We start from the raw sequence: 25,950 nt of genomic DNA, 5'->3' as shown, positions 1-25,950 counted from the left end.
TTTTCCATTTGATGGGCATGCATGCTTCTTTGGATATGAATCGCTTGCATCCGGCTTGGCACAGCAGTCTGACATGAGTCGCTCCATTTTGCGCTAACAGTAGATTAGACAGAATCGGCCTTCCCCAGGAAAGATAGATTCTGTATAGCATGCCCGCAATTCTTCAGACCTTGCCACTCATCCAAAAAGTATTGCATCATCCAAGACTCGTTTCGTTAGAACCTGATTGGAGCCAAGGGCATGGCCACCCCACCTCTTAGGGACAAAGAGCGCGTTTTCTGGTCCCGATTTAGCAAACATCTGATTCAAAAAAGAATCAAGCCGGAAGGCGCGCTTCGGCCAAGGCCCTGGAACCACAGCACGCGACGCTGGCCCGAGAATATGTGCCTCTTACACCTGCGGAGTTTGTCCGGTATGTGGGTGACAAACATTTTGCGCCGTTGATACTTTCCCAGAACGCGCTGGTCTTCCTGTTCAGTAAGGTGCTTGAACAAACCCTTGGCGATATTGGTCCCTTTTGCAGGGGGAAACGCCCCAGGCGATTGCCCACGGTGCTCTCCCGGGAAGAAGTGCGGCGCATGCTTGGCGAACTTGGGGGCGTTGCATGGATGATCGCCGCTCTGCTCTATGGGAGCGGCGTGAGGCTGGTGGAATGCCCACAGCCCCACGTGTCGGATGTGGAATCCGGCCGGAGATTGTGTGTGGTGCGATGCAGCGGCCCTACCCCATTCGGGCCGCACGGGTTCCCTGTACTCCATGTCCCTTTCAGCTGCTTGATCCTGAAGTCGAGATTAGCCGATTTTGTGACGCACTTCCTGTTTCAGGTCAGGTTTTCCGTGCTGATCGCCAGGGGCCTGGTTTGAGGATTGTCCCGCGGATACGACGCGTGCCCCGCCCGACAGGGCACGCAGCAGGATGGCGATGGTGCTGCCGTTGTGAAGCAGGGAGGCGGCCACGGGGCTGAGCCAGCCGAAGGCCGCCGCGGACAGGATGGCGGTATTGAGCCCCACCGTCAGACGGAAGTTGCTGTCGATGAGGCCGCGGGTCGACAGGGCCAGGGCGCGGGCATCGGCAACGCGGGCGATGTCGTCTTCCAGCAAGGTGATGTCCGCCGCCAGCCGGGCAATCTCGGCGCCCTGGTGCATGGCGATCCCCACATGGGCGCCGGACAGGGCCGGGGCGTCGTTGATGCCGTCTCCCACGAAGGCGATGCGTGCCCCCTGGGCGGAGAGTTCCTGCAGGATACGGGCTTTGTCCTCCGGCAGTAGTTCGGCGTGATAGCCGTCCAGGCCCAGCAGTTCGGCCATCTCCCGGGCACGGTCTTCATGATCCCCGGTGAGCATGTAGATGCGCTCAATGCCCAGGCTACGCAGGCGGGCCACGGTGTCGGCGCTGTTGTGGCGCAGACGGTCCTTGAGACCCAGCACCCCGAGTAGCTCGCCACCGAATCCAATATAGAGCAGCGTCTTGCCCTGGCGCTTGAGCGATTCAATCACCTGGGTCTGGGGGGCGATGGCAATCCCCTCGTGTTCCTCCAGAAAATGACGGGAACCCACGACGATGCGCTTGTCATCAATGACGCTGGCCACCCCGTGGGCGACGATGAATTCCACTTCCTTGTGGTTGAAGTGCTGCTGGTGGGGCAGACGTTCCGCCGCTTCCACCACCGCGATGGCCAGGGGGTGAAAGTAGTGCTCCTCCACCGAGGCCGCCAGATTGATCAGATCCTCGGAGGTGAAGGCGGCATCAAAGGCGATGGAGTCGGTGACCTCCAGATCCCCGCAGGTGAGGGTGCCGGTCTTGTCGAAGACCACCGTGTCGGCCTCGGCCAGACGCTCCAGCGCCCCTGCCCCCTTCACCAGCATGCCGGTCTTGCCGGCGCGGTACATGCACGACTTGAAGGCCACCGGCGTGGCCAGTTTCAGGGCGCAGGAATAGTCCGCCTGCAGTACCGCCGCGACCCGGTTCCAGTCCTGGGATACGGCCCAGGTCCCGGCGGACAGGCCCAGCACCATGGGCACCAGCCGGTCGGCCAGTTGGGAGGCTTCCAACTGGGTGTGGCTCTTCACGTTCAGGGACTGCTCCACGAAGTCCGCAATCCGGGCCGCGGCGGCATGATGGCCCACCTTTTCCGCGTAGATGCGGATGCGCCCCTCTTCCACCAAGGTGCCGGATAGGGCCGGGTCACCCCGTCGGCGAACCACCGGCACGCTTTCGCCGGTCATGGTGGCCTCGTTCACCAGGGCCTCGCCCCCCAGTACGGTCCCATCCACCGGGATGACCGTACCGGTGGCGGCAATCACCGTCTCGCCCATTTGCACCTCGCGGGCGCTGACCAGGATTTCCACCCCACCCCGTTCCACCCAGATCTCTGCGTCCGCCGGATGCAGCAGATGCTTGAGCAGTTCGTCGGAGCGACGTTCGATGGTGTGTTCCAGGTACTCGCCCAGGGCCAGCAGGAAAATGGTGGTATTGGCGGCAAAATAGTCCCGGCGGCCAATGGAGATGATGACCGCCAGGGCCTCCAATACATGGGAGCTGATGCCCTTGCGGAACAGATCCTGCACGGCCTCCCCCGCCACCGGCAGGGCGGTCAGGAGGGTGAGCGGCAATCGCAGCCACAGGGGCAGCCAGCGGGACAGCAGCATGACCGCGCCGCTCAGACCCACCGCCGCCAGCCCGCTGCCGTGGCGTTCGGGCAGAGGCGCGGTCGGTGACACAACCGGCGCCGTCAATGACAGCAGGGCGCTTTCCAGACGGATGGGATCGGTGAGGCCGTCTTCATAATGGATCACCAGACATTGAATGCGCCGGTTGGCCCGGACCCGGCAGACCCCCTGAAGGGACTCCACCGCCCGTTCGATGCGATGGGGTTCCAAAGGCATGCCCGGCCGGCACCAGTAGCGCAGGCGGATTCTGCCGGCGACGGCGTGAACCGGCTCCAACCGGGCAAACCAGGGCGCATCCATCAGCGGTCTCCGTGCCGTTCCGCTTCCATCTCGGCCTTGATGTCAGCCATCTGTTCCTTGATTTCTTCCACGCCGCCGGCTACCCCGGCATACAGGTCCAGGCCCGCCTTCATGATCTTGCGGCGCATCTCCTCGTCGCTCAGGACCCAGGCCGCGCCGGCCCCTACCATCAGGCCCAGCAGGAACTTGTCCCGATGAGGGCCATCCAGCATGTGGGTCAGGCGATGGAGCCAGCCTTCATCATCCCCCCGGTAACGCTGTCTACCGCCGCGCTCCTGGTAGTCGGCATCGCCTTCCGGCCCCCCGTAATACCCGGCTGCCCTGGGGTCTCTCGCCGGCATCTCCTCATCCGGATACCAGGGACAGGCACCTTGGCCCCGCCCCCTGCCAGGCCAGGGTCCCGGCCCGTAACCGTAGCCATGAAAACCCTCCCATGACGCCTTGGCCTTGTTCTTCTTGCGCTTCTTACCCATGTGCCTTCTCCTTGTCCTCCCGCCCCTGGGAGGGGCGCAGGAGTCGTTCGATGATCATGACGCCGGCGGCGCCGGCGGCGGCGGCCGTCAATGCCGACAGATAATCCCCCCGTCTCACCGCGTTGGCGGCACGGGTGCCCGCCACCAGGGCGGTCCCGCCCTGCAAGCCATGGCGCACAACCCGGCGCAGGGCGGGTCGGCCGGCCGGGGGCGCGACGTCCTGAAAGGCGGAAATGCAGGCGGCCGTCACGAATCCCCGGGTAAAACAGCCGTCATAGCAGTCCAGGGGACGACGAGGGGAGCGGGCCGGCGGTGCGGAACCATATCCGGGGCGAAGGGGATACCGCTTCACGGTGTGTTCCCGCCATCGGTATCGTCCTTGCCCTCGTGGACATTGCTCTCCAACCGCTTGCGCGCCCGGGCCGAGGCATGTTCGATACTGCTCAGGCTGGAGACCGTTGCCTCGCGCAGGGTGTCCTGGGCCTTTTCCAGCCCCTGTCGGGTCTTGTCGGTGCGCAGCAGTCTGACGGCGAGCGCACCCACCACGGCGCCGGCGGCAAAGGGAATCAGGTGGTACATGGTCTGCTCCTTGAGATCCCAAGGGATCCGGTCGGTATCATCCCGGCATGACACCCCGGGATGGGGGGTGAATGCGCGCGGCAGATCAGCCGGACAGCGCATTCGTCAATTCATGGCGTGCCTGTTGCAGGATCCGGCGCAGAGTCTTTGCGGCGTCGGTGTCATGGCCCAGGAGGAAGTCTTCCCAGGCCGACATGGGAATCACGTCGGCATCGTATTCCACCACGCAGGAGCGGGCCAGCAGGTTCAGACGCACGCTGGAGACCCCGGGCAACTGGTCCAGCATCCTTTCAATGTCGGGGATGTCCGCCGCCACCGCCAGTCCCTTGAGGTCGGCATCCAGTTTCAGGCGAATGCGGCCCCGCAGGTGATGGGCGACGCGCACCCGGCTCAGGAGTTGCAGCAACAGGTCGGCATGAGTCATGGCCGACCCTCAGCGACGGTTGGGGAGAAGGGAGGAACACGAGAGGACTGTGTCACAGGCAGGCACGGCAGACTCCTGACTTGGGGCACCTGGCTGGCGTTAAGGCTGGCTAACGTGTCCGGAGGATCAAATGGTTTGTGGTTTGAGTGTACTGAAGTTGCACGAATTCGAACAGCATGCTGTATTGGCGACATCCGTCACCGTGATGATACCTGTCGAGGAGTTCAGTGCCATGGACACCCCCGTTTCCATTGTTTCTTCCGTTCCGGGCCGGCTGCGACTGAAGGGCGAACTGCTAAGGCGGGAGACGCCTAGAACACGACTGGAACGGGATCTGCTCGCCCTGGACGGCGTGACGGACCTGCGGTCCAACCCCCGGGCCGGTAGCCTGGTCGTACACTATGACCGGGTCGGTTGCACGGTGCCCGAGATGGAGGCCCGGATCAGGCACCTCACCGGTTCGGCGGTCCCCTCCCCTGCCCATTCAAGCAAAAAAAACCCATCGGCCGCCGGCACCCGGCGCCGACCGGGGCAGCGATCCCTGCGCATGCGGGTGAATCGGGTCTCCAAGCTCGGCATGCTCACCAGCCTGGCGGCATCCCTGGCGGTGACGCAAGTGCGTCCCCGCGGCTGGAAATACTGGCATGCCACCACCGGCTGGATGTTCGTGGCCTGCCTTGGGGTTCACCTGCTGGTCTATCGCCGCCACCTGCTGCGCTAGGGCCGGTCCCGGCCTTGCCGGCGCATCGTGGACCCGGCTCCCGCAAGGCCCTACAATCCCCTCCATGTTCGGATTCCTGCAAGGTTTTGCCTACGGGCTGTTCCTCTCCTGCCTGCCCTGGTTGATTGTCGGCATGATCAACCCCAGGCTGGTACTGCCCACCGATCCACCCACCCGCTGGCAGGTGGCGCTGCGCTATTGGCTGATCTTCCCCTTCATTGCCTTCATCCTCTGGCTCACTTCCCTCTGGGGCGGCTTTTCTCCCTCCCTGTGGGGCTGGCTGGCCGGTCTTGCGGCCATTCCCGTGGCCATCCCCGTGGAACGAGGCTGGCGGCGCTGGCAACAGGCCCAGGCCGAGCGGCGGCGCCAGGCCCGGCTCGCCGCCGAGGCGGCGCGAGAGCGGGCCGAACTGGAACGCAAGGCCCGGGAACAGGGGCTGACGGTGCTGCGTCCGGATCAGCCACCGGCGGAAACCGATGACGTGATCCTCGGGTTCTGGCAGGCCAAGAAGGACCTGCTGGCGCTGAACCGCCCGGATCTGGCCATTCAGGCGGATCGGCTTTACAGCCGTTATCTCCATGTGGATGACCTGCTGCGCGGCAAGTTCGATCCCCGTGAACTCACCTTCGAACGCTCCCGGAACATGGTGGCGGAAGTCTGCCGAAACTCGGTGGATACTCTCCAGGCCATGGCCTCGGTGGCCAGGGGGATTGTGGGCGTGGACGTGGCCTACGTCAGGCAGCGTCTGGACAAGGCATCCTCAGAGATCACCGACGAAGAGCGGCGTGCCCTGGAGCGGCGCCTGGAACTGGTGGATGACACGGAACGACGCCTGCGGGAACTCGGGGCCCGTAACGAAGCCATCATGACCGCCCTGGATGATACCGCCGTGGCGGTCTCCGCCGTGGCCACCGACCGCCCTCAGGCGGCGATGGCCACGCAGCAGGCCCTGAAAGATCTTCAGCAATTTGCCGAGAAGGCCCATCGGTACGGACGCGCCGATCCCTGAATACGATCCCCCATCCACCCTGGGCACAGTCCGCACCGTGACGTTGGATCAACCCCCTGGAGGCAGCATGAACCCCAATCACTCGGAGTCCCCCGCAAACCCGGCGTTCAACCTTTCCCTGCCGCCGGTTGCGGAAGTGGAAACGGAGATCAAACGGGAGTCGGACCCTGAGCAGACCATCGACGATCCGGAACTCCTGCGCATTGCGGATACCTTCCTGGCGGAACTGCTGAAAGATCAGGGTCAGGCGGAGATTGACCCGCGCCAACGTCGGGCCGTGGACGAAATGGGGCTGGACATACAGCGTCAGGCGGCCCATCGCAGCAAGCTGCTGCAGACCCCCATCCGCAAACTGGCCCACCAGGGGGATGAGGGCGGGCCGGTGGCCCGTTCCCTCATCGAGCTGCGCACCCGGATGCAGGATCTGGATCCGCGCCATCACAATCTAAGCCGTGAAGGGCTCAGTCGCATTCTGGCCCTGATCCCCGGGGTCGGCACGCCCCTGCAGCGTTATTTCCACAAATTCGAGACCGCCCAGGAAGCCCTGGACGCGATCATCAAGGATCTGGAAGCGGGCAAGGACATGCTGCACCGGGACAATCTCACCCTGAGCGATGACCAGCAGTCCCTGCGGGAGAGTCTGGTTCAGCTCCAGCGACAGATTGCCCTGGGGCGGATCATTGACCGCAAGCTGGTCGGCGAGGCCGCCGCCCTGCCCCAGGATGCTTCAAAGCGCCGGTTCCTGGAGGAGGAACTGCTGTTTCCCCTGCGCCAGCGGCTCGTCGACCTGCAGCAGCAACTGGCCGTCAGTCAGCAGGGCATCCTCGCCCTGGAGGTGGTGATCCGCAATAACCGGGAACTGATGCGGGGTGTTGACCGGGCCATCAATGTGACCGTCTCGGCCCTGAATGTGGCGGTGACGGTGGCCCTGGCCCTGGCCAATCAGCGGCTGGTGCTGGATCGGGTCGAGGCCCTCAATACCACCACCTCCAACCTCATTGCCGGTACCGCCGAAGCCCTGCGAACCCAGGGGGTGGAGATCCAGAATCGGGCCGCCTCCACGGTACTGGACATGGAGCAGCTCGAATCCGCTTTTGCCAATGTCATCGGCGCCATCGACGAAGTCTCCCGTTATCGCCGCGAGGCCCTGCCCAGGCTGGATGCCCAGATTGACCGTCTGGAGGCGCTGGCGGCCCAAGGGGATGCGGCGATCCGTCGCATGGACAAGGGCGATGGGATCGAGATGGACAAGGTGGTGGCCCGCCAGGGCGCAAACGATATCCCGTAGACTGAGTTTCCCTCCCTTCTGATCCGGAACACCCATGCCCCCAAATCCGACCTCCGATCTGCCTGTCCACCACGCGGTGATCGCCTGCTTCTGGGCACCCTGGCATCTGCGCCGGATGCCGGGGACCACTCCGGAAGACCGGATGGCTCGGGCGATCTGGTGCCGCGACCACTGCGCTACCCTGGCGGGACGCTGGCTCCTGCTGGGCTTTGCCCTGTGGATGATCCAGATTTCTCCGCTGGGCTTTGTGTTCGTGATCGGGGGCTGGCCGGTGTTGGGTCTGCTGTTCCCGGTCACCTTCATGGTGGGCATCGCCCACCTGGTCGCCCAACTGGTGGCCCAGAAGAAGGCCGGACCGCCGAAGATCGATCCGCCGGTGGATCGGGACGAAGACTGAGACACCCACCCGGGTCCGGCGACGCCCTACCGGGTGCGCCAGGTCTGGAATGACGGATATTCCTCATAACCCCGGGTGAGCACGTATTCCAGCACCGCCTGCAGCCGATGCAGGCGGATCACCGAATCCACCCGCAGGATCTCCTCTCCCAGTTCATCGAAGAACACCAGGGTGGGGGCGTAGAACAGATCCATCTCCTCGGCCCACTGCCGGGCCGTCAGGCGTCGGCCGTCCGGCGTCACCACCGGGGTGTCGGACCACATGTCCAGCTGCACCACATCGAACAGGGACAAAAGGTCCAGCACCTCGGGATCCCCCAGCGGCTCGGTATGCAGCACGTCGCAGGCATGGCACTCGCCCTGCTCGAAAAACACCACCAAGGGGCGCTCGGCCGCCACCTGCGAGCGGTCCAGCCGATGGGGAGGTGGACGGAAAAAGTCCCGATGATTGAGGTCATCGGCGTCAAAGCGCGGCGGCGGATCGGCCCGGGCCAGGTAATCTCGGAAGCTCTCGCGCTGGTAATGGGCGTCAGCCACGTATTCCAGCGCGGCGCGGAAACGATAGGGAGAGTGATAGCCCCGCAGGATGAAGACGGGCTCTCCTTCCAGGTCATGGAACAGGAAGGATGGGGTGAAGTTCAGGCGCTGCCCGACGGCGAACTCCCGTTCCGTGAGTGAGCGGCCTTCCAGGGTGGTCATGGTGCGACTGCCCAACACATCCAGGGCCACCACCAGAAAATGCCGGCGGGTGTATTCGACGATGTCCGGCTGCTGGAAATTGACCTGGAACAGGGCCTCGCAGTAAGGACAGTCGTCCATGCCCAGATAGACCACCAGCCCGCGCTTGCCCTCATCGCGGGCGGTCTGAAGGTCCTCGCCCAGATCCAGGAAAGACAGATGGAACCAGTCCGGTGCCTGCAGACCGATCAGCCTGGTGCGGTCATCGATCGGCGGCTGGTCATTTGCGCAGACGGAACCGGACAGGATCAGGACCAGCCATCCGAGAATCAGTCGGACAAGGCGGGATGACAGTCTCGGCACGGTTCAACCTCCTGCGGGATCAGGCCCCGGGATCAAGCACCGTCATGCCGCCCATATAGGGCTGCAGGGCTGACGGGATGTGAATACGGCCCTGGGCATCCTGACCGTTCTCCACCAGGGCCACCAGGGTGCGGCCCACGGCCAGCCCCGAACCATTGAGGGTATGCAGCAGTTCCGGCTTGCCCGTCTCGGGGTTGCGGCAACGGGCCATCATGCGCCGGGCCTGGAAATCCTCGAAGTTGGAGCAGGAAGAGATCTCCCGATAGCAGTTCTGGGCCGGCAGCCATACCTCGATGTCATAGGTCTTGGCCGCCGAGAACCCCATGTCCCCGGTGCACAGGGCCATGACCCGGTAAGGCAGCTCCAGCCGCTGCAGGATCGACTCCGCATGGCCGGTCAACGCTTCCAGGGCATCCCAGGACTCGCCGGGACGCACCAGCTGCACCAGCTCCACCTTCTCGAACTGGTGCTGGCGGATCAGACCCCGGGTGTCCTTGCCGTAGGAGCCGGCCTCGGAACGGAAACAGGGGGTGTGACAGACAAAACGGGCCGGCATGGCGTCGGCGTCCAGAATGCTGTCCCGGGCCAGGTTGGTCACCGGCACTTCCGCCGTCGGGATCAGGTAGTAGCCGGGATCTCCCCCCATGCGGAACAGATCGGCCTCGAACTTGGGCAACTGACCGGTCCCCCGCAGGCTGTCCGCGTTCACCAGATAGGGCACATAGACCTCCTGGTAGCCATGCTCCCGGGTATGCACGTCCAGCATGAACTGAATCAGGGCCCGGTGCAGGCGGGCCATGGGGCCGCGAAGCACCGCAAAACGACTGCCGCTGAGCCTGGCGGCGGCCTCGAAATCCATCCAGCCGTGGGGAGCGCCCAGATCCACATGGTCCAGGGGCGTGAAGTCCAGACGACGGGGTTCGCCCCAGCGGCGCACTTCCTGATTCTGGGCCTCATCCCGTCCCACCGGCACGGACTCATGGGGCAGGTTGGGAATCCCCATCATGAAGTCGGACAGGGACTGCTGCAGCTCGGCCAGACGGGACTCGCAGGCCTTGAGCTCGTCCCCCAGTCGCCCCACCTCCGTCTTCAAAGGCTCGATATCCTCGCCCCGGGCCTTGGCCTGGCCGATGGCCCTGGATCGGGTGTTGCGCTCGTTCTGCAGTTCCTGGGTCCGCACCTGCAGGGCCTTGCGCTCGGATTCCATGTGGTTGAAGGCCTCCACATCCAGGGTAAAACCCCGGGTGGCCAGGCGGGCGGCAACGGTGTCCAGGTCGGTACGGAGGGTCTTGGGATCGAGCATGGGGTCTGGGTCCGGGATTGAATGGACGGTTTGTTGTAGTCCCGGCGATGGTAGCACAGGGCCAGGACCGGTGATTGACCCGGACGCCCGCCAGGGAGACACTCGAACCTCAATACCCGGCAAGCGCAAGGAGTCCGCCATGGCTGACCATGATCCCGCTCGCGACCCGCTCTATCCCGACCCTCGGCGCCAGATCTCCCCCCAGGAGCGAGACGCCCTGATCGCGGCCCTGGACCAGGTGCTCCCCGAGGACGCCCTGCTTCATCACGAGGAAGACCTGCGGCCCTACGAGTGCGACGGCCTGTCCGCCTATCGGCGCCTGCCCCTGGCGGTCATCCTGCCCCATGACCTGGCGCAGGCCCGGGCCGCCCTCGGCATCTGTCGGGAGCGGGGCATCCCGGTGACGGCTCGGGGCGCCGGCACCGGCCTGTCCGGCGGCGCCCTGCCCTTTCCCGACGGCGTGCTGCTGAGCCTGGCCCGCTTCAACCGCATCCTGGAACTGGACCCAAACCGCCGTATCGCCCGAGTCCAGCCCGGGGTCCGCAATCTGGCCATTTCCGAGGCCGCCGCACCCCATGGTCTCTACTATGCCCCCGATCCGTCTTCCCAGATCGCCTGCTCCATCGGCGGCAACGTGGCGGAAAACTCCGGCGGGGTGCACTGCCTGAAATACGGCCTGACGGTCCACAATGTGCTGGCCGTGCAGATGCTGACCATCGACGGTGAACTGCTCACCCTGGGCGGCGAGGCCCTGGACAGCCCGGGCTATGACCTGCTGGCCCTGGTCCACGGCTCCGAAGGCATGCTCGGCATCATTACCGAGGTCACGGTCAGGCTGCTGCCCAAGCCGGAACGGGCACAGGTGCTGATGGCGGCATTCGACGACGCCCAAACCGCCGGCGAGGCGGTGGCCGGCCTGATCGGGGCCGGCATCATCCCCGGCGGCCTGGAAATGATGGACAACGACGCCATCCGCGCGGCGGAGGATTTCGTGCATGCGGGCTATCCGGTGGACGCCGCCGCCATCCTGCTCTGTGAGCTGGACGGCACCGAGGCGGAGGTCTCGGAACAGGTGATGCAGGTACGCAACCTGTTGCTGGACAGTGGCGCCACCGAGGTGCGCACGGCCCGGGACGAGCAGGAACGCATGCGCTTCTGGGCCGGTCGCAAGGCCGCCTTCCCGGCGGTGGGCAGGATCTCGCCGGATTACTACTGCATGGACGGCACCATCCCCCGGCGTCATCTGGGCCGGGTACTGGGCGGCATCGCCGAGTTGTCCCGCGCCTACGGACTGCGGGTGGCCAACGTCTTTCATGCCGGTGACGGCAATCTGCATCCGCTGATCCTGTTTGATGCCAACGTGCCCGGCGAGCTGGAAAAGGCCGAGGAACTGGGCGGTCAGATCCTGGAACTGTGCGTGGAGGTAGGCGGCACCATCACGGGAGAGCACGGGGTGGGCATCGAAAAGATCAATCAGATGTGCGTGCAGTTCCAGCCGGCGGAGCTGACCCAGTTTCATGGGGTCAAGGCAGCCTTCGACCCGGAAGGCCTGCTCAACCCGGGCAAGGCGGTGCCCACCCTGCATCGCTGCGCCGAATTCGGTGCCATGCACGTGCATCGCGGACAGCTCCCCTTTCCCGATCTACCGCGGTTCTAAGGCACCGTCCAGGGAGCCAGACGGCCGCGCACGGGAAAACCGTTATCAATCGCCCGACGCCCTGTGCTGGCGGTCGGGAATTTTTGCTTCCGAATCACCGAATCACCCAGGGAAAATGCTGACCAAATCCACCACCGTCACTCCCGCGACAGCGGGAGTCGATGATTTTCAGCCTGTTACCGGATTCCCACTGGTGTGGAGATGACCGATTCAGCACATTCCGACTGACTCAAAACATTCCAAAGGAATGACCTTAGTCCGGAATCCTCATCAGGATTGTTGACACTTTTTAAAAATCCTCTAAGGTCATGCCCTGATCGGATAACCACAAGCACCTCGACCGAGGGTGCGGACACCACGATGCCGCGCAGACGCAGGCAGCACTACCCCCGCCTGGGGCACTAACAAGCAGGAGCGAGTCATGGGTTATGCAGAGGTTTATGCACGCGCAGTGAACGATCCCGAAGGCTTCTGGGCCGAGGCCGCCCAGGCACTCACCTGGTCCCGGCCCTTTGAGAAGGTGCTGGACGACAGTGCCGCCCCCTTCTACCGCTGGTTCGCGGGCGGGGAACTCAACACCTGTTACAACGCCGTGGACCGGCATGTGGAAAACGGCCGCGGCGAGCAGACGGCCATCATCTACGACAGCCCGGTCACGGACACCAAGCGCCGCATCAGCTTCCGTGAACTGCAGGATCAGGTGGCCCGTTTCGCCGGCGCCCTGGCCGACATGGGCGTCACCAAAGGTGACCGGGTCATCATCTACATGCCCATGGTGCCCGAGGCCCTGGTGGCCATGCTGGGCTGCGCTCGCCTGGGGGCGATTCACTCCGTGGTGTTCGGCGGCTTCTCCGCCCGCGAACTGGCCACCCGCATCGATGACGCCACCCCCAAGGTGGTGGTGGCCGCCTCCTGCGGCATCGAGCCTTCCCGGGTGGTGAAGTACAAGCCCCTGCTGGATCAGGCCTTCGAGATGGCCACCCACAAGCCCGAGCGCACCCTGATCCTGCAACGCCCCCAATCCCCCTGCGACCTGATCCCGGGACGGGACGTGGACTGGACCGCGGCCATGGCCGCCGCGGCACCCCATGACTGCGTCCCCGTGTCCGCCACCGATCCCATCTACATCCTGTATACCTCCGGCACCACCGGCAAGCCCAAGGGCGTGGTCCGTCACAACGGCGGTCATGCGGTGGCCCTGAACTGGAGCATGAAACACATCTACGGCATGGCGCCCGGCGAGGTGTTCTGGGCGGCCTCCGACGTGGGCTGGGTGGTGGGACATTCCTACATCGTCTACGGCCCCCTGCTCTACGGCTGCACCACGGTGGTCTATGAAGGCAAGCCCGTGGGCACCCCGGACCCCGGTGCCTTCTGGCGGGTGATCGAGGAATACAAGGTGTCGGTGATGTTCACCGCCCCCACCGCCTTCCGCGCCATCAAGAAGGAAGACCCGGGCGCCGAACATCTCAAGCGGTACAACCTGGATCAGTTCCGCGCCCTGTTCCTGGCCGGTGAGCGTTGCGATCCGGATACCCTGGAATGGGCGCAGAAGATCCTGCAGCGTCCGGCCATCGACCACTGGTGGCAGACCGAGACCGGCTGGGCCATCGCCGGCAACTTCCTGGGCATCGAACAGCTGCCCATCAAGCCCGGCACCGCCGGCAAGCCGACCCCGGGCTACAACGTGCAGATCCTGGATGACAACGGCAAACCGGTGCCCGCCGGAGAAATGGGCCGGATCATGATCAAGCTGCCCCTGCCCCCGGCCTGCCTGCCCACCCTGTGGAACAACGACGAGCGCTTCAAGGAGTCCTATCTGAGCGCCGAACCCGGCTACTACCTCACCGGTGACTCGGGCTACATGGATGAGGACGGCTTCCTGTACGTGATGGGCCGCATCGACGACACCATCAACGTGGCTGGACATCGCCTGTCCACCGGCGCCATGGAAGAGGTGCTGGCCTCCCATCCGGCGGTGGCGGAGTGCGCGGTCATCGCCGTGGCCGACGAGCTCAAGGGCTCCCTGCCCATGGGTCTGGTGGTGATGAAGTCGGGCGTGAACATGGATGCCGACACCCTGAGCAAGGAGCTGGTGAGTCTGGTGCGGGAGAAGATCGGGCCGGTGGCCGCCTTCAAGCTGGTGGCCGTGGTCAGCCGCCTGCCCAAGACCCGTTCCGGCAAGATCCTGCGGGCCATCATGCGCAAGATCGCCGACAATGAGGCCTATCAGGCCCCGGCCACCATCGATGACCCGGCGATCCTGGACGAGATCCGGGACAGCCTGAACCGGATAGGGTACGCGGAGGCTCGGGAAACGGCCTGAGGCCGAGCGATGCCCTTCTCCCCTGCCCGGGGAGAAGGGCGTTTGGCCCCGACAAACAGGGAAACCCGGGGATTGTCACCAGAAATACCACTTTATCTCCAGGAAAAGGCCTGATACCCTAATATTGTCAACAATCGGACGATATATGCCAGATCTCAACGACCAACTCGGGCAACAGGGTGTTACCTTGGCGGATTGGGTCTTTGCGCGCCTGCGCCAGGCCATCGTCGAGGGCGAGATCCCTTCGGGCACCAAAATCAGCGAACCGGAACTGGCCAGTGAATACGGCATCAGCCGCGGCCCCCTCAGGGATGCCATCGGGCGCCTGGAGGCCTGTCACCTGGTGGAGCGTCGTCCCAACGTGGGTGCCCGGGTGGTCTCCCTCACCCAGGAAGATCTGCTGGAACTCTATCTACTGCGCGAGGCCCTGGAAGGCATGGCCGCCCGCCTGGCTGCGGAACGCATGTCCGGCCGCGACATCGACGAGTTGCGCAAGCTGCTCAAGCAGCACCAGGAACGGGCGGAACTGCAGGAAGGCATCGCCTATTTCCAGACCGAGGGCGATCTGGACTTTCATTACCGCATCATCAAGGCCAGCGGCAATGTCCGCCTGATCAAGCTGCTGTGCGACGACCTGTACCACCTGATGCGCATGTACCGCTTCCAGTTCGGTATGGCCAGCTCCCGGGCCCTGATCGCCTTCCGGGAACATGGTCACATCGTCGAGGCCATTGCCGACCGGGACCCGGAAATGGCGGAACTCATCATGCGCCGCCATATCCGCAGTTCACGGATCAACGTGGAACTGCTGTTTGACGAGAAGGCCCCCAAGGGAGCCAGGGCCACCCCGGCCATTCGCTCCGCCAGTGCCGCCAACGGCGCCGGCGCGGCCCCGCCGCTCTGACCACCACGCATCATCCCCTCAATATAAGGAGATCCAATGACCGAGCCATCCACGCCAGGCGCGCGCCTGCGTCGCGCCGTTGAAGAAGAGCACCCGCTGCAGGTGGTGGGCACCATCAATGCCTATCACGCGATGATGGCCGAACACGTGGGCTACCGGGCACTATACCTGTCCGGCGGCGGTGTCGCCGCCGGTTCCCTGGCCCTGCCGGACCTGGGCATCAGCACCCTGCACGACGTGCTGGAAGACGTGCGCCGCATCACCTACGTGACCGATGTTCCCCTGCTGGTGGATGCGGATACCGGCTTTGGACCCAGCGCCTTCAACATCGGTCGCACGGTCAAGGAACTGATCCGCGCCGGGGCCGCCGGCTGCCACATCGAGGATCAGGTCCAGGCCAAGCGCTGCGGTCATCGCCCCGGCAAGGCCATCGTCACCAAGGACGAAATGGTGGACCGCATCAAGGCCGCCACCGATGCCCGTGACCGGGATTTCGTCATCATGGCCCGTACCGACGCCCTGGCCGTGGAAGGCATGGACTCCGCCATCGAACGGGCCGTGGCCTGTGTCGAGGCCGGTGCCGACATGATCTTCCCAGAAGCCATCAACACCCTGGAACAGTACCAACAGTTCGTGGATGCCGTCGGCGTCCCGGTGCTGGCCAACATCACCGAGTTCGGCAGTACCCCCCTGTTCACCACCGAAGAACTCAAGGGCGTGGGCGTGAGTCTGGTGCTCTACCCCCTGTCCGCGTTCCGCGCCATGAACAAGGCGGCCCTGAACGTGTTCGAGGCCATCCGCCGCGACGGTACCCAGCAGGGTGTCATCGACACCATGCAGACCCGCATGGAGCTCTACGAGCACCTGGGCTACCACGCCTACGAAGAAAAACTGGACCAGCTATACCGCAAAGGCGGCTAAGACGGAGAATGACGAAAATGACCGAGACCGAAATCGCCAAGCCCAAGCCGAAGAAATCAGTAGCCCTGTCGGGCACGGCTGCCGGCAATACCGCCATCTGCACCGTGGGCCGCACCGGCAACGACCTGCACTACCGGGGCTATGACATCCTGGACTTTGCCGATGAAGCGGAGTTTGAGGAAATCGCTCACCTGCTGATCCACGGCACCCTGCCCAACGCCGCCGAACTGGCCCGCTACAAGGCCCGTCTGAAGTCCATGCGCGGCCTGCCCGCCGCCCTGCAGACCGCCCTGGAGCAGATTCCGCCCTCCGCCCACCCGATGGACGTGATGCGCACCGCCGTGTCCATGCTGGGTACCCTGGAGCCGGAAAAGGAAGACATGAACGTAGCCGGCGCCCGTCTGATTGCCGATCGCCTGGTGGCTTGCCTGGGTTCCGCCCTGCTCTACTGGTACCACTTTGCCCATAACGGCCGCTGCATCGACGTGGAAACCGACGACGACAGCGTGGGCGGTCACTTCCTGCACCTGATGCACGGCAGCACCCCGCCGGAAGCCTGGGTGCGAGCCATGCACACCTCCCTGAACCTGTATGCGGAACACGAGTTCAACGCCTCCACCTTCACCGCCCGCGTGGTGGCAGGCACCAACTCCGACATCTACTCCGCCATCACCGGCGCCATCGGTGCCCTGCGGGGTCCCAAGCACGGCGGCGCCAACGAAGTGGCCTGCGACATCCAGCAGCGTTACCACAACGCCGACGAGGCCGAGGCGGACATCCGCGAGCGCGTCGCCCGCAAGGAGATCGTGATCGGCTTCGGCCACCCGGTCTATACCCTCAGCGACCCGCGCAACAAGGTCATCAAGGACGTGGCCCGTCGCCTGTCCGAACAGGAAGGCTCCATGCGCATGTATGACGTGGCCGATCGCCTGGAGACGGTGATGTGGGACCTGAAGAAGATGTTCCCCAACCTGGACTGGTTCTCCGCCGTGTCCTACCACATGATGGGCATCCCCACCGCCCTGTTCACGCCGATCTTCGTCATTGCCCGCACCACCGGCTGGGCGGCTCACGTGATCGAGCAGCGTCAGGACGGCAAGATCATCCGCCCCAGCGCCAACTATGTGGGTCCGGAAAATCAGCCCTGGGTACCGATGGACCAGCGGACCTGAATCTGACGGTCTGATGTCTGGCAAAGCCCCTCTTTCCCGGATGGAAAGAGGGGCTTTTTTGTCATCCCCCCTGTTTTCTGTAACCTGGGAGCACCCTCTCAATCACCAAAATTGCGCGAGAAGCCCCCGGCTTCAGCCGTGGGGAGGGATAGCGCTCGCCGAAGGCGGATTTTGCTATAATGGAGAACAACCCAACTCCAATACAAGGCGATAACGCGGGGAGTTTGGTTTGAGGAAATCGACGAGTCATATACCACCTAAGCCTGTTCGTGCTGTAGTCATATTGGCAACAGTAGTCCGAAGGGTAGGACAGGACTTGGAATAAGAGAATGGACCTGTCAGGCGTGTGGTACGCGCCATGACCGCGACATCAATGCCGCAAGGAACATTCTCGCGCTTGGGCACAAGCGTCTCGCAGGAGGAATCCCCCGACTTTAGACGTGGGGAGGGTGTCAATTGAGGAATCCATTGATGAATCAACCCCATTTCCAGGATCTGGACCACGGCATCACTCTGATCGATGCCCAGGTGGTGCGTCACGGCCTGGCCGCCAGCTATCTGATCGTGGAGAACGGTCGCGCCGCCTTCGTGGAGACGGGCACATCCCACTCCGTGCCCGTGCTGCTTGAGGTGCTGGAACACAAGGGTCTGTCCCGGGAACAGGTGGACTACGTCATCCCCACCCATGTGCATCTGGACCATGCCGGTGGCGCCGGGACCCTGATGGCCCAGCTTCCCAATGCCAGACTGGTGATCCATCCCCGGGGCGCCCGACACATGATCGATCCCTCCAGGCTCATTGCCGGTGCCACGGCGGTGTACGGTGAAACGGTCATGGCACGGGATTTCGGCACCATCCTGCCGATCCCCGAAGACCGGGTGATTCAGGCCGGCGACGGTGACAGTGTGTCCCTTGGCGGCCGGGAACTGGTGTTTCTGGACACTCCGGGGCATGCCCTGCATCACTTCTGCGTGGTGGACGAGAAGGGCCGGGGCATCTACACCGGTGACACCTTCGGCATTGCCTACCGGGAGCTGGATACCGAACGGGGGGCCTTTGTGTACCCCACCACCACGCCGGTTCAGTTCGATCCCGAGGCCCTGCATGCCTCGGTGGACCGGCTGGTGGCCCAGGGGCTGGATTACATGTACCTGACCCATTTCGGCCGGGTGGGCGGCGAGTCGCTGGGCCGCTTGCAGACCGAGCAGCATGAGATGATCGAGGAATTTCTGGCCCTGGGGCGTGCCCACCGGCGGGACGGCGAAGGCCGGCACCAAGCCCTGTGCGATGGCATGATGGCCTTGTTCGTGAAACGACTGGCCGCCCATGGCTGTCGGTTGCCGGAATCCAGGATTCGGGAGCTGCTGGCGATGGACGTGGAGCTGAACGTGCAGGGGCTGGAGGTGTGGCTGGACAAGCAGCCGGCGGGATAGGCTCGCCGCGATGAGCCCCTCTCCCGCAGGGGGAGAGGGGTTGGGCGAGGGGAATCAGGACTACCGCGGACCCTTCGCCTTGGCCTCGATGCGACGGCGGTGCAGGACCGGCTCGGTATAGCCGTTGGGCTGCTCCCGGCCACGGAACACCAGATCACAGGCGGCCTGGAAGGCCACGGAAGCCTCGAAGTCCGGCGCCATGGGATGGTAGGACGGATCGCCGGCATTCTGCTCGTCCACCACGCCGGCCATGCGTTTCATGGTCTCCATCACCTGGGCTTCGGAGCAGATGCCGTGATGCAGCCAGTTGGCAATGTGCTGACTGGAAATACGCAGCGTGGCCCGGTCTTCCATCAGACCTACATTGTTGATGTCCGGCACCTTGGAACAGCCGATGCCCTGATCGATCCAGCGGACCACGTATCCCAGGATGCCCTGGGCATTGTTGTCCAGTTCCTGCTGGATCTCCTCCGCCGTCCAGGCCGGATTGGCCTCCACCGGAATGGTGAGGATATCGTCCAGAACCGCACGGGGACGGCCCGCCAGGGATGCCTGCACCTCGGCCACGTTCACCTGATGATAATGCAGGGCGTGCAGGGTGGCCGCCGTGGGGGACGGGACCCAGGCGGTATTGGCACCGGCCTTGGGATGGGCCACTTTCTGCTGCAGCATCTGCGCCATCAGATCCGGCATGGCCCACATGCCCTTGCCGATCTGGGCGCGCCCCTGGAGACCGCAGGCCAGACCCACGTCCACGTTCCAGTCCTCGTAGGCGGACAGCCAGCGGGCCGCCTTCATGGCCCCCTTGCGCATCATGGGGCCGGCTTCCATGGAGGTGTGCATTTCGTCACCGGTACGGTCCAGGAACCCGGTATTGATGAAGACGATCCGCTCCTTCACGGCGCGGATGCAGGCCTTGAGGTTCACCGTGGTGCGGCGCTCCTCGTCCATCACGCCCATCTTCAGGGTGTTGCGCTTCATGCCCAGGGCATCTTCCACCCGGGCAAAGAGCTGCTCGGCAAACGCCACTTCTTCCGGGCCGTGCATCTTGGGCTTGACGATGTAGACCGAGCCGCAGCGGGAGTTGTGCAGACCGTCGCCGCGCTTGAGATCGTGCAGGGCGATCAGGCTGGTGATCATGCCGTCCAGGATGCCCTCGGGCACCGGATTGCCGTCCTGATCCAGCACGGCGTCGATGGTCATCAGGTGACCCACGTTGCGCACGAACATCAGGGACCGCCCCGGCAAGGTCAGGCTGCCGCCCTGGGGACGGACATATTCCCGATCCGGGTTCATGCGACGGACCACTTCCCGGCCGGCCTTGTGGAAGCCGGCGGTCAGGTCGCCCTTCATCAGGCCCAGCCAGTTGCGATAGACCACCACCTTGTCCTCGGCATCCACCGCGGCCACGGAGTCCTCGCAGTCCATGATGGTGGTGAGGGCCGACTCCATGAGCAGGTCCTTGATGCCGGCGCTGTCGGTCTTGCCGACGGTGCTGGAGGGGTCAAACTGGATCTCGAAGTGCAGACCGTTGTGGGCCACAAGGATGGCCTTGGGGGCGCCGACATCGCCCTGGTAGCCCTTGAACTGTTCCGGATCCTTGAGTTCACTCAGGCTGCCGTCGGCCAGGGTGACCTGCAGTACACCCTGCACCACCGCGTACCCCCGGGATCCCACATGACTGCCGCGGGCCAGGGGGGCCGCCTGGTCGAGGAATTCACGGGCAAAGGCGATGACCTTTTCGCCACGCCGGGGATTGTAGCTGCTCCCGCGTTCGCAGCCGTCCTCTTCGCTCAGGGCATCGGTGCCGTAGAGGGCATCATAGAGGCTGCCCCAACGGGCATTGGCGGCATTGAGGGCGTAACGGGCGTTCATCACCGGCACCACCAGCTGCGGTCCGGCCTGGCGCGCGATCTCCGGGTCCACCTGTTCGGTACCGACCTGGAAATCGTCTCCTTCCGGCTGCAGATAGCCGATTTCGATCAGGAATGCCTTGTAGGCGGCCATGTCCACCGCGCCGGGATGCTGGCGATGCCAGGCATCGATACGGGCCTGGAGATCATCCCGTTTGGCCAGCAGTTCGCGGTTTCTGGGCGCCAGGTCGTGAATGATGGCATCCAGACCGTTCCAGAAGGCGTCGGCGGCCACGCCCGTGCCGGGCAGTGCCTCGTCGTTGATGAAGTCGTGCAGCTCCCGGGCAACCCGCAGGCGGCCCGCCGAGACGTAATCATTCATGAAAGCTGTCCTCTGCTCGAAATTCAGGAGGGTGGGTCGTAACACCCCACGCAACTCGACTACTGGATCACCACCAGCGAGCCGTCGGGCATCAAATCGTACAGTTCTATCACATCTCGGTTGGTCATGCGTACACAGCCCTCGGAAGCCGGGCGCCCGATCAGGCCCTCTTCGTCGGTGCCGTGGATATAGATGAAGCGGGAGAAGGAATCGATCCCCTCCCCCCGGTTGATGCCGTACTCCAGCCCTTCCAGCCACAGGATGCGGGTGGTGATGTTGTCTTCCGGAGTCCGCCGGGGTTCGGTGACGATATCGGCAATCCTGCCGGTATCCACCCGACCGCGGAACACGGTGCCCAACGGGGCTTCGTCACCGATCTTCTGACTGATCCGATGCACGCCCAGGGGTGTTCGATAACTACCCGCCTGATTGCCGATGCCGTGACGGGAGGTGGACACCGGGAACTCCCGTTTCACCCGACCGTCCCTGACCACATAAAGCCGCTGTGTGTCCACGCGGACGATGGCAACAGGGTCCGCCATGAAGTACTGGGGAAAGTCCGACTCCAGCCGCTCCATGACGGGCTGGTACCAGGGCAGCACGATGGTGTCATCGTCATGCACCGGATCGGCCTCCTCCAGTACCCAGGCCCCCACCGAACTCAGGGGGAACAGACATACGCAGATCCAGCACGCCAGGGCCAGACACAGACGCCTCGTGTCAGGCGTTGTTGTGGAGGTCCAGATTGGCGTATTCGCGGTCCTTTTTCCGTTTGGCCAGATCATTGCGGCGTTGTTCCAGGTGTGTCAGGTAGTCGGAGCTGATCTGGGTGACGTATTCACCGGTGAATACGGAGCAGTCGAACCGCTCCAGCCGAGGGTTGCCCTTGCGCACGGCACCCACCAGATCCTCCAGATCCTGATAGATCAGACGATCGGCCGCAATAGCCTGGCAGACCTCTTCTTCGGTGCGCCCATGGGCGATCAGTTCCTGGGCGGCGGGCATGTCGATGCCGTAGACGTTGGGGAAACGCACCGGCGGTGCGGCAGAGGCGAAATAGACCTTCCGTGCACCGGCCTCGCGGGCCATCATGACGATCTCCCGCGAGGTGGTGCCGCGCACGATGGAGTCATCCACCAGCAGCACGTTCTTGCCCTTGAACTCCAGACCGATGGCATTGAGCTTCTGGCGCACCGACTTTCTGCGCTGGGTCTGACCCGGCATGATGAAGGTGCGACCGATGTAGCGATTCTTGATGAATCCCTCCCGGTATTTCACGTTCAGCTCGTGGGCCATCTCGATGGCCACGGTACGGCCGGTATCCGGGATGGGGATGATCACGTCGATGTCGTGATCCGGCCATTCCCGCAGAATCTTCTTGCCCAGGCGCGTGCCCATGCGCATGCGGGCGCGATGCACCACCACGTCGTCCATCACCGAGTCGGGACGGGCAAAGTAGACGTACTCGAAGATACAGGGGGAAAGGATGGGGTTTTCCACGCACTGCTGCAGATGCACCGTGCCATCCATCTCGATGTAGATGGCCTCGCCCGGCGCCAGATCCCGCACCAGCTCGAAGCCCAGGGTATCCAGGGCCACGCTCTCGGAGGCCACCATGTATTCCGTGCCCTCTTCGGTTTCCCGCCGGCCGTAGACCACCGGCCGGATGCCGTGGGGATCACGAAAGCCCAGGATGCCGCGACCACAGAACATGGCCACCACCCCGTAGGCCCCCTGACAGCGCCGGTGCACACCGCTCACCGCCCGGAACAGGGCCTCGGGGGTGAGGGACAGGCCATCCTGACGGATCAGTTCCTGGGCCAGGATGTTGAGCAGGATCTCGGAATCGGATTCCGTATTGATGTGGCGCCGGTCCTGCAGGAACAGTTCGCGCTTGAGTTCGGCGGCATTGGTGAGGTTGCCGTTATGCCCCAGGGTGATGCCGTAGGGAGAGTTCACATAGAAGGGCTGGGCCTCCGCCGAGGAAGCACTGCCGGCGGTGGGATAGCGCACATGGCCGATGCCCATGTTGCCGGTGAGACTGCGCATGTGCTGTTGGTTGAACACATCGCGCACCAAGCCGTTGTCCTTGCGCAGATGAAGATGCCCATCCTCGTCGCAGGTCACGATACCGGCGGCATCCTGACCGCGATGCTGCAATACCAGGAGGGCGTCGTACAGCGCCTGGTTGACGGGGCTGCGACCGACAATTCCGACTATCCCGCACATGGGGTGTGCCTCTTTGGTGATTCTGGGAAGACAGGAGCCCGATCAGGCCCCGAAAGAAAAGTGAGACGCCAGATCCGGTGGCAGATAATCGCGCAACCACAGGGCGATGCGCTCAAAATGGGGAACCAGGAGGCTGTCCTGCCACCAGGGTTCCTGCGGAATCACCGTCAGGCCCATGAGCAGGATCACCACGGCCACGATCAGGCCGCCGCGGGCCAGGCCGAACACCGCACCGATGCTGCGGTCCGTCCCCGACAGGCCCGTCTTCTTGACCAGCTGACCCGCCAGAACATTGACGATCCCGCCCATCAGCAAGGTGACGATGAACAGGATGGCAAAGGCAATGCCCAGCTTGAGGGTGGGATCTTCCAGACCGAAGGGCAGATGCTCGGCAGCCACCCCCGAATACGCCAGGGCGATCCAGAAGGCCAGAATCCAGGTAGCCAGGGAGATGGCTTCCTTGACGAAGCCACGGAACAGGCTGATCACCGTGGAAACGGCCACGATGCCCAGAATGACGAAGTCGATCCAGATCATGTTCATGCAGATGAAAGTGTCGTGACGCGGAGTGTAACAGAGATTGGGGCGTTCATCGGCAACCGGGAGACGAGCCGTCAGGGATGGCTGACCACGATACCTCTGAGGGACTGCTCATCCTGGAGCCGGGTCTGCAGGGTCTGAGCGGCATGACGCTCCAGCTCCGGGCCCACCTTCACCCGATACAGGACCCGACCATCGGCGCTGGTGCGCTCCACAAAGGCCGGGAATCCGGCGCGACGCAGCCGATCGGCTTCTCCCCGTGCGTTGGCCTCCTGACCGAAACTGCCGACCTGAACCACCCAGCCGCCGGCAACCGGCGTGCCGGGCTCGGGGGTTCGGGCTACCGGCGGGCTGCGGGGTTCCGCGGGCGGCGGTGGCGCCGGTGCCGCCTCGGGCACGGCCCGGGCCTGCGGGCGGGGCTGGGGCGGCGATGTCGAAGGCATCGGGGATTCCCGCACGACCGACGGTGGCGGCGCCGCGGTCTGCGGTGCCGGCGCCGGCGCCAGGCGCTGCTCCTGGATCGGTGCCGGGACGGGGCGTTCGAAAACCGGTTCCGGCGGCACCGGTTCGGACAGGCTCAGGCGCGCCTCCCGTCCGGCACCATCCAGCAGCATGGGAAGGAAAATGACGGCCAGTGCCACCAGCACGGCAGCCCCGACAAGGCGTTGTTTCAATGGTGTTTCCACGGCTTGGACGTCCTCGGGCGGCAAGTATAAACCATTCCCCGCCCCAAGACCCGCCCCGGCTTCAATCCCCTTCATCGAATTCCCGCTTGCCCAGCCTCAGGTGCATGAGCACGCCGGCGCGTCCCCGGGCATCCTCATGGCGATCCATGCCGTAGGGCATGAAGCCTTTTTCGTAGCACATGAGCAGGGCCGGAACGTCCTCTGTGGCCACCTGCACGTGCATCTCCCGGCAACGGGCATCCCGGAAGGCACGTCCCATGAGGTGATCCAGCAGATGGGAACCGATCCCCCGCCCCCGCAGATCAGGACGCACCACCAGATGGCTCACGAAGCCCGCCCCACCCGGCTCCAGGGAGTGCAGGACGCCGAAGGCCACCACCGCCCCCCGGTATTCCACCACTTCGGCATGGGCACTGCCGGCAACCACCGTTCGCAGCCATTCCGGTGATACCGGATGGGCCGCACCGGGGAAGACCCAGTCCGCCTCGCGGGCGTCCGCCGGCAACTGACTGATGACATCCAGATCCGCCGCCTCGGCGGCACGGATGACAAGACGCGATGGATCGTACTTCACGTTCGATAAAACCTCTTTGGATCGCACTGACAGCCTCCCGAGTCCCGATCCGGAACCGGAACCGGAACCGGAACCGGAACCGCCACCGGCGGCATGGATCCTTCGGACGGCATGGTAGACTGCCGCATTCATTCATTGCCTGCGACACGACGCAATGCACGCCGTCTCTCTCAACACCCGGGAAGCCTATCGCGAATGCCTGCGGCAGGCCCACAGTCACTATGAAAACTTCCCGGTGGCCTCCAGACTGGTGCCGGCCCGCCTGCGCGGCCCCATCGCCGCGATCTACAGCTTTGCCCGCCGCGGCGACGATCTTGCCGACGAAGGTGATCGGCCCGCCGCGGAGCGCCTGGCCGCCCTGGACGACCTGGCGGCGCGCCTGGATGCGGCGGCGGCCGGGACACCGGATCCCGACCCGACCTTCATCGCCCTGGCCCACGCCATCCCCGCCCACGGCCTGCCCACTTCCCTGTTCCATGATCTGCTCAACGCATTTCGTCAGGATGTCGTGAAGACCCGCTATGAGGACTTCGGCGAAGTGGTCCGATATTGCCGCTGCTCCGCCAACCCGGTGGGACGGTTGCTGCTGCACCTGAGCGGCGAGGCCGATGAGCGGCGCCTGGCCCTTTCCGATGCCGTCTGTACCAGTCTGCAGCTGATCAACTTCTACCAGGATCTGGCCCAGGATTACCACGAGATGGGGCGGATCTACATCCCCCGGGATGACATGGCGCGCTTCGGTGTCACCGAGGCCCATTTTCGCGACCGTGTGACCGACACGCCCTTTCGCCAACTGATGCAGCACCAGTATCGGCGCGCCGACCAGCTGCTGCGTAGCGGCGCCCCCTTGGGCGGCCTGCTCAGGGGGCGCATCGGCCTGGAGATCCGCCTGATCATCGTGGCCGGCGCCCGGGTCCTGTGGCATCTGCAGCGTCAGCAGGAGGATCTGTTCTCCCGGCCGCGGCTGCAGACCCGGGATTACCTGGTGATTCTGCGCGACGGCCTCATTCCCCGTCGCCGCTGACGCACCGACCTGTGGTAGTTTAAGGCCCTGGCGACAACCAGAACC

The 25,950-nt window shown here is 64.3% G+C and carries 24 protein-coding genes and 1 pseudogene; 12 read left to right on the top strand and 13 right to left on the bottom strand.

The window, feature by feature from the left end; genetic code table 11:
- Positions 1 to 791: 791 nt before the first annotated feature.
- The 5 genes from ECTPHS_RS05420 to ECTPHS_RS05400 form a co-directional block, all read right to left on the bottom strand.
- On the bottom strand, positions 792 to 2,969 hold the full coding sequence (locus ECTPHS_RS05420; protein ID WP_008931689.1) for a heavy metal translocating P-type ATPase: 2,178 nt from the start codon (positions 2,967 to 2,969) through the stop codon (positions 792 to 794).
- Positions 2,969 to 3,442 (bottom strand): YtxH domain-containing protein, encoded by a 474-nt coding sequence (locus ECTPHS_RS14925; protein ID WP_008931688.1) that lies wholly within the window; start codon positions 3,440 to 3,442, stop codon positions 2,969 to 2,971. The genes ECTPHS_RS05420 and ECTPHS_RS14925 overlap by 1 nt, the downstream gene beginning before the upstream one ends.
- On the bottom strand, positions 3,435 to 3,794 hold the full coding sequence (locus tag ECTPHS_RS05410; RefSeq protein WP_008931687.1) for a hypothetical protein: 360 nt from the start codon (positions 3,792 to 3,794) through the stop codon (positions 3,435 to 3,437). The genes ECTPHS_RS14925 and ECTPHS_RS05410 overlap by 8 nt, the downstream gene beginning before the upstream one ends.
- On the bottom strand, positions 3,791 to 4,021 hold the full coding sequence (locus ECTPHS_RS13920) for a hypothetical protein (protein WP_141565266.1): 231 nt from the start codon (positions 4,019 to 4,021) through the stop codon (positions 3,791 to 3,793). Before ECTPHS_RS13920 ends, ECTPHS_RS05410 begins: the two co-directional genes overlap by 4 nt.
- Positions 4,022 to 4,106: 85 nt before the next feature.
- The gene (locus ECTPHS_RS05400; protein WP_008931685.1) at positions 4,107 to 4,445 is read right to left on the bottom strand and encodes a cation transporter; all 339 of its coding nucleotides are present in this window, start codon (positions 4,443 to 4,445) and stop codon (positions 4,107 to 4,109) included.
- Positions 4,446 to 4,677: 232 nt separating this feature from the next.
- Between ECTPHS_RS05400 and ECTPHS_RS05395 the strand changes: the two genes are divergently transcribed.
- From ECTPHS_RS05395 to ECTPHS_RS05380, 4 genes are all read left to right on the top strand, one after another.
- On the top strand, positions 4,678 to 5,166 hold the full coding sequence (locus ECTPHS_RS05395; RefSeq protein ID WP_008931684.1) for a hypothetical protein: 489 nt from the start codon (positions 4,678 to 4,680) through the stop codon (positions 5,164 to 5,166).
- Positions 5,167 to 5,230: 64 nt separating this feature from the next.
- Complete coding sequence (locus tag ECTPHS_RS05390; RefSeq protein WP_008931683.1) at positions 5,231 to 6,175, top strand: hypothetical protein; 945 nt, start codon at positions 5,231 to 5,233, stop codon at positions 6,173 to 6,175.
- A gap of 67 nt (positions 6,176 to 6,242) precedes the next feature.
- Complete coding sequence (locus ECTPHS_RS05385) at positions 6,243 to 7,463, top strand: toxic anion resistance protein (RefSeq protein WP_008931682.1); 1,221 nt, start codon at positions 6,243 to 6,245, stop codon at positions 7,461 to 7,463.
- A gap of 34 nt (positions 7,464 to 7,497) precedes the next feature.
- Positions 7,498 to 7,860, top strand: coding sequence for a hypothetical protein (locus ECTPHS_RS05380; RefSeq protein WP_008931681.1), 363 nt, complete (start codon positions 7,498 to 7,500; stop codon positions 7,858 to 7,860).
- A 26-nt stretch (positions 7,861 to 7,886) separates the two neighbouring features.
- On the opposite strand, the gene ECTPHS_RS05375 is transcribed toward ECTPHS_RS05380, so the two are convergent.
- The gene (locus ECTPHS_RS05375; RefSeq protein ID WP_246828319.1) at positions 7,887 to 8,855 is read right to left on the bottom strand and encodes a thioredoxin fold domain-containing protein; all 969 of its coding nucleotides are present in this window, start codon (positions 8,853 to 8,855) and stop codon (positions 7,887 to 7,889) included.
- A 64-nt stretch (positions 8,856 to 8,919) separates the two neighbouring features.
- Positions 8,920 to 10,203, bottom strand: coding sequence for a serine--tRNA ligase (gene serS / locus ECTPHS_RS05370; RefSeq protein ID WP_008931679.1), 1,284 nt, complete (start codon positions 10,201 to 10,203; stop codon positions 8,920 to 8,922).
- A 139-nt stretch (positions 10,204 to 10,342) separates the two neighbouring features.
- Between serS and ECTPHS_RS05365 the strand changes: the two genes are divergently transcribed.
- From ECTPHS_RS05365 to ECTPHS_RS05340, 7 genes and pseudogenes are all read left to right on the top strand, one after another.
- Positions 10,343 to 11,860: an FAD-linked oxidase C-terminal domain-containing protein gene (locus ECTPHS_RS05365; RefSeq protein ID WP_008931678.1), complete on the top strand. Its 1,518-nt coding sequence runs from the start codon at positions 10,343 to 10,345 to the stop codon at positions 11,858 to 11,860.
- Between the two features lie 346 nt (positions 11,861 to 12,206).
- Complete coding sequence (locus ECTPHS_RS05360) at positions 12,207 to 14,186, top strand: propionyl-CoA synthetase (protein ID WP_256364674.1); 1,980 nt, start codon at positions 12,207 to 12,209, stop codon at positions 14,184 to 14,186.
- 145 nt (positions 14,187 to 14,331) lie between these two features.
- The gene (locus ECTPHS_RS05355) at positions 14,332 to 15,090 is read left to right on the top strand and encodes a GntR family transcriptional regulator (protein ID WP_050814217.1); all 759 of its coding nucleotides are present in this window, start codon (positions 14,332 to 14,334) and stop codon (positions 15,088 to 15,090) included.
- Positions 15,091 to 15,126: 36 nt separating this feature from the next.
- On the top strand, positions 15,127 to 16,011 hold the full coding sequence (gene prpB / locus ECTPHS_RS05350; RefSeq protein ID WP_008931675.1) for a methylisocitrate lyase: 885 nt from the start codon (positions 15,127 to 15,129) through the stop codon (positions 16,009 to 16,011).
- Positions 16,012 to 16,028: 17 nt separating this feature from the next.
- Positions 16,029 to 17,183, top strand: coding sequence for a 2-methylcitrate synthase (gene prpC / locus ECTPHS_RS05345; RefSeq protein ID WP_008931674.1), 1,155 nt, complete (start codon positions 16,029 to 16,031; stop codon positions 17,181 to 17,183).
- Positions 17,184 to 17,459: 276 nt separating this feature from the next.
- Positions 17,460 to 17,621, top strand: a pseudogene (locus ECTPHS_RS15120) (zinc ribbon domain-containing protein); the annotation flags it as partial.
- Between the two features lie 33 nt (positions 17,622 to 17,654).
- On the top strand, positions 17,655 to 18,617 hold the full coding sequence (locus ECTPHS_RS05340; RefSeq protein ID WP_008931673.1) for an MBL fold metallo-hydrolase: 963 nt from the start codon (positions 17,655 to 17,657) through the stop codon (positions 18,615 to 18,617).
- 60 nt (positions 18,618 to 18,677) lie between these two features.
- Here ECTPHS_RS05340 and ECTPHS_RS05335 read toward each other — a convergent pair whose 3' ends face one another.
- The 6 genes from ECTPHS_RS05335 to ECTPHS_RS05310 all read right to left on the bottom strand — a co-directional run bounded on the left by ECTPHS_RS05335 (position 18,678) and on the right by ECTPHS_RS05310 (position 24,881).
- Positions 18,678 to 20,852, bottom strand: a complete 2,175-nt coding sequence (locus ECTPHS_RS05335) for a malate synthase G (protein ID WP_008931672.1) — start codon at positions 20,850 to 20,852, stop codon at positions 18,678 to 18,680.
- Positions 20,853 to 20,911: 59 nt separating this feature from the next.
- Complete coding sequence (locus ECTPHS_RS05330; protein WP_141565268.1) at positions 20,912 to 21,430, bottom strand: L,D-transpeptidase; 519 nt, start codon at positions 21,428 to 21,430, stop codon at positions 20,912 to 20,914.
- Positions 21,431 to 21,572: 142 nt separating this feature from the next.
- Positions 21,573 to 23,081, bottom strand: a complete 1,509-nt coding sequence (purF, locus tag ECTPHS_RS05325; RefSeq protein WP_008931670.1) for an amidophosphoribosyltransferase — start codon at positions 23,079 to 23,081, stop codon at positions 21,573 to 21,575.
- 42 nt (positions 23,082 to 23,123) lie between these two features.
- A complete protein-coding gene (locus ECTPHS_RS05320) occupies positions 23,124 to 23,618 on the bottom strand; it encodes a CvpA family protein (RefSeq protein WP_008931669.1) in 495 nt (164 codons plus the stop codon).
- Between the two features lie 77 nt (positions 23,619 to 23,695).
- Positions 23,696 to 24,295 carry an SPOR domain-containing protein gene (locus ECTPHS_RS15365; protein ID WP_008931668.1) on the bottom strand — a complete coding sequence of 200 codons (600 nt, stop codon included), beginning with the start codon at positions 24,293 to 24,295 and terminating at the stop codon, positions 23,696 to 23,698.
- A gap of 73 nt (positions 24,296 to 24,368) precedes the next feature.
- Positions 24,369 to 24,881, bottom strand: coding sequence for a GNAT family N-acetyltransferase (locus tag ECTPHS_RS05310; RefSeq protein ID WP_008931667.1), 513 nt, complete (start codon positions 24,879 to 24,881; stop codon positions 24,369 to 24,371).
- A gap of 154 nt (positions 24,882 to 25,035) precedes the next feature.
- On the opposite strand from ECTPHS_RS05310, the gene hpnC reads away from it, so the two are divergent.
- Entirely contained in the window at positions 25,036 to 25,905 is an 870-nt protein-coding gene (gene hpnC, locus ECTPHS_RS05305) for a squalene synthase HpnC (protein ID WP_008931666.1), read from the top strand.
- Positions 25,906 to 25,950: the final 45 nt, after the last annotated feature.

Source organism: Ectothiorhodospira sp. PHS-1, from assembly GCF_000225005.1.
In the GTDB taxonomy this organism is placed as follows: domain Bacteria; phylum Pseudomonadota; class Gammaproteobacteria; order Ectothiorhodospirales; family Ectothiorhodospiraceae; genus Ectothiorhodospira.
Note: the sequence above shows the minus strand (reverse complement) of the source record. Positions and strands in the feature narration are given on the sequence as shown.